The organism is Micromonospora sp. SYSU B005 (genome assembly GCF_055362685.1).
Window position 1 is genome coordinate 1 of the sequence record NZ_JAXCFU010000041.1, and the last position, 3,888, is coordinate 3,888.

The 3,888-nt window shown below is 72.5% G+C and carries 1 protein-coding gene; it reads left to right on the forward strand.

Annotated elements, in window-relative coordinates; genetic code table 11:
• Positions 1-3,888 (forward strand): non-ribosomal peptide synthetase (locus tag SM452_RS30200; protein WP_463841205.1); only part of this gene is annotated, 3,888 nt, incomplete at its 3' end.

A 3,888-nucleotide genomic window follows, 5' to 3' on the forward strand; every position in this document is an offset into this window, starting at 1 on the left:
CTGTGCGGCGTCTTCGCCGAGATTCTCGGCGTGGACCGTGTCGGTGTCGACGATGACTTCTTCCGGCTCGGCGGCCACTCACTGCTCGCCGTGCGCCTGGTCGAACAGCTGCGCAGCCACGGTGTGTCCGTGTCGCTGCGGGCGCTTTTCGAGACCCCGACCCCGGCCGGCCTGGCCACGTCCACCGGGACGGACGCCGTCGAGGTGCCGGACAACCTGATCCCGGACGGCGCGGACCACATCACGGCGGACATGCTGCCGCTGGTGGAGCTCTCCGACGCCGACGTCGACCGGATCGTGTCCGGCGTCGACGGCGGCGCCGCCAACGTGGCCGACGTGTATCCGCTGGCGCCGCTGCAGGAGGGACTGCTGTTCCACCACCTGATGGCCGAGGGCGGAGAGGACCCGTACGTCCTGGTCTCGGTCATGCGATTTGATTCCCGGGCCCTACTGGACGGGTTCGTGCGGGCGTTGCAGCAGGTGGTGGATCGGCACGACATCTACCGCACCGCTGTGGTCTGGGACGGGCTGCCCGAGCCGGTCCAGGTGGTGTGGCGCCACGCCGCCGTGCCGCTGACGACGCACGTGCTGGCGGAGGGACACCCGGACCCGGCGAAGCAGCTCATCGACCTGGTCGGCCTGTCGATGGAGCTGGGCAGGCCGCCGTTGATGGACGTGCACGCCGCCCAGGTCGGCGACGGCTGGCTCGGGCTGATGCGGATGCACCACATGCTCCAGGACCACCAGGGCATGGACGTGCTCCAGCAGGAGGTGCGGGCCATCCTCGCCGGCCGGGCGCAGGAGTTGGCGCCGGCGCTGCCGTTCCGTAACTTCGTGGCGCAGGCCCGCAGCGTTCCGCGGGAGGAGCACGAGCGGTTCTTCACCGAGTTGCTGGGTGACGTGACCGAGCCGACCGCGCCGTACGGCCTGATGGACGTTCGCCGGAACGGCACCGAGAGCCTGAGCGCGGCGATCGCGATGCCGGACGAACTCGTCGACCGGTTGCGTGCGCTGTCCCGGCGCCTCGGGGTGAGCGCGGCGACGGTCCTGCACGTGGCGTGGGCCCGGGTGGTCGCCGCGCTCTCCGGCAGTGACGACGTCGTGTTCGGCACGGTGCTGTTCGGCCGGATGAACGCGGGCGCCGGCTCCGACCGAGTGGTCGGTCCGTTCATCAACACGCTGCCGGTGCGGGTCCGCTCCTGCCGGGTCGGCGTGCGCGAGGCGGTCGAGGACATGAGGCGGCAGCTCGCCGCGCTGCTGGAGCACGAACACGCCCCCCTCGCGATCGCGCAACAGGCCAGCGGAGTAGCCGAGAACACGCCACTGTTCACGTCGCTGTTCAACTACCGGCACGTCTCGCAGGGACCGGCCGAGCCGGATGGTCACGGCACGTCCAGCGGCATCCGCAGCGTGTACTCGCAGGAGCGGACGAACTACCCACTCACCATGTCGGTCAACGACCTGGCCGGCGGCGGGATCACCTTCGGCGTGGAGGTGACCGAGCCCGCCGATCCGGAGGTGCTGGCTCAGCTCCTGTGCACCGCGGTCGACCACCTGGTGACGGCGCTGGACGACGGCGCCGAGACGCCGGTCGGCGCGGTGCAGGTCTTCACCGATGCCCAGCGGAATCAGGTGCTGGCCGCCTGGAACGACACCGCGGTCGAGATCCCGGACGCCTCGGTGGTCGAGCTCTTCGAGCGGCAGGTAGCGGCCACCCCGGACGTGCCCGCGGTGATCGCGGGCGAGGTCCAGGTGTCCTACCGGCAGCTGAACGCGGCGGCGAACCGGGTGGCACGGCACCTCGCCGGGCTGGGCATGGGCCCCGAGTCGCTCGTCGCGGTCGTGATGGACCGCGGCATCGACCTGGTCGCCGCGCTGCTGGGCGTGTGGAAGGCCGGGGCCGCGTATGTGCCGATGGACCCGCACCTGCCGGCCGACCGGGTGGAGTACATGCTGTCCGACAGCGGGGCGCGGCACATGCTGACCTCGGCGGCCGGCGAGTGGACGGTGCCGGCGACGGTCGTCGCGGAACTGGCCGGCGTCGACGACGGTCCGGTGCCGGGCGTGCCCGTGTCGGCGGGCAGCGCGGCGTACGTGATCTACACGTCCGGATCGACCGGCCGCCCGAAGGGTGTCGCCATCCCGGTCGGCGCGCTGGTCAACTTCCTCGTCGACATGCGCGGCCGGGTCGGGATGACCCCGGCCGACCGGTTGCTCGCGGTGACCACGGTCGGCTTCGACATCGCCGGGCTGGAACTGTTCGTGCCACTGCTCAGCGGCGCGGCCGTGGTGGTGGCCGACGGGGACGCGGTGCACGACCCGGCCCGGATGCGGGCCGAGATCGACCGAGCCGGTGTGACAACGGTGCAGGCCACGCCGACGCTGTGGCAGTCGCTGCTGGCCGAGCAGCCGCAGCTCGCCGCCGGACTCGAGGTGCTGGTCGGCGGTGAGGCGCTGCCGCTGCAGGTGGCTCAGTCTCTGCACGACACCGCACGACGGGTGACCAACGTGTACGGCCCGACGGAGACGACCATCTGGTCCACCTCCTCGGTGGTGCGGGAGCAGAGCACCGGTGAGCCGTCGATCGGCCGGCCGATCGGCAACACCCAGGTCTACGTGCTGGACGGATTCCTCCAGCCGGTGCCGCCCGGCGTGGCCGGCGACCTGTACATCGCCGGCGCCGGCGTGGCCCGCGGCTACGTGGGCCGGCCCGGGCTGACCGGCGAGCGGTTCGTGGCGTCGCCGTTCGAGCCCGGCCGGCGGATGTACCGGACCGGCGACCTGGCGAAGTGGGCCGCCGACGGGGTGCTGGACTTCCTCGGCCGCGTCGACGACCAGGTGAAGCTGCGTGGCTTCAGGATCGAACTCGGCGAGATAGCCGCGGTGCTCCAGGACCACCCGGCGGTCGGCCAGGTGGCGGTGGTGCTGCGCGAGGACAGCCCCGGCGACAAGCGTCTGGTCGCCTACGTGGTGCCGGCCGGCGGGGACGTCACCGGGCTGCGTGAGTTCGCCGGGCAGCGACTGCCGGACTACATGGTCCCGGCCGCGGTGGTGGTCGTGCAGCGGCTGCCGTGGACGGCGAACGGCAAGCTGGACCGCCGCGCCCTGCCGGCCCCGGAGTACGAGGCGGGGTCCGGCCGTGGTCCGGCCACGGTGCAGGAGGAGATCCTGTGCGGGGTCTTCGCCGAGGTGCTGGGACTGGACCGGGTGGGCGTCGACGACGACTTCTTCCGCCTCGGTGGGCACTCCCTGCTCGCCGTGCGGTTGGTGTCGCGGGTGCGTACCGTGCTGGGTCTCGAGCTGCCGCTGCGGGTGCTGTTCGAGGCACCGACCGTGGCCGGCCTGGCAGCTCGGCTGACCGGTCCGGGGGCCGGCCGGGCGCGCCCGGCGGTGCGCGCCGGCGCGCGGGCCGCGCGTCCGGAGCTGTCGTTCGCCCAGCAGCGGCTGTGGTTCCTCGGCCAGCTCGAAGGACCGAGCCCGCTCTACAACCTGCCGTTCGTGGTCCGGCGGGACTCCGGGCTGGACGTCGGGGCCCTGGAAGCGGCGCTGCGCGACGTGATCGGCCGACACGAATCCCTGCGGACCGTCTTCGCGACCACCGACGGCCAGCCCTACCAGCGGATCGTCGAGCCGGCCGAGCTGGACTGGCAGCTTCAGGTGAGCGATGTCGCGGCGGCGGACCTGCCGCAGGCGATCGCGGCGGCGACCGGGTACGCGTTCGATCTGGCCGCCGAGGTGCCGGTGCGGGCCTGGCTGTTCCGGACCGAGCACGAGGGTTCGGTGCTGGCACTGGTGGTGCATCACATCGCTGGCGACGGTTGGTCGATGGGGCCGCTGAGTCGGGATCTGGCGGCGGCGTACGAGGCGCGGTTGCGGGGTGAGGCGCCG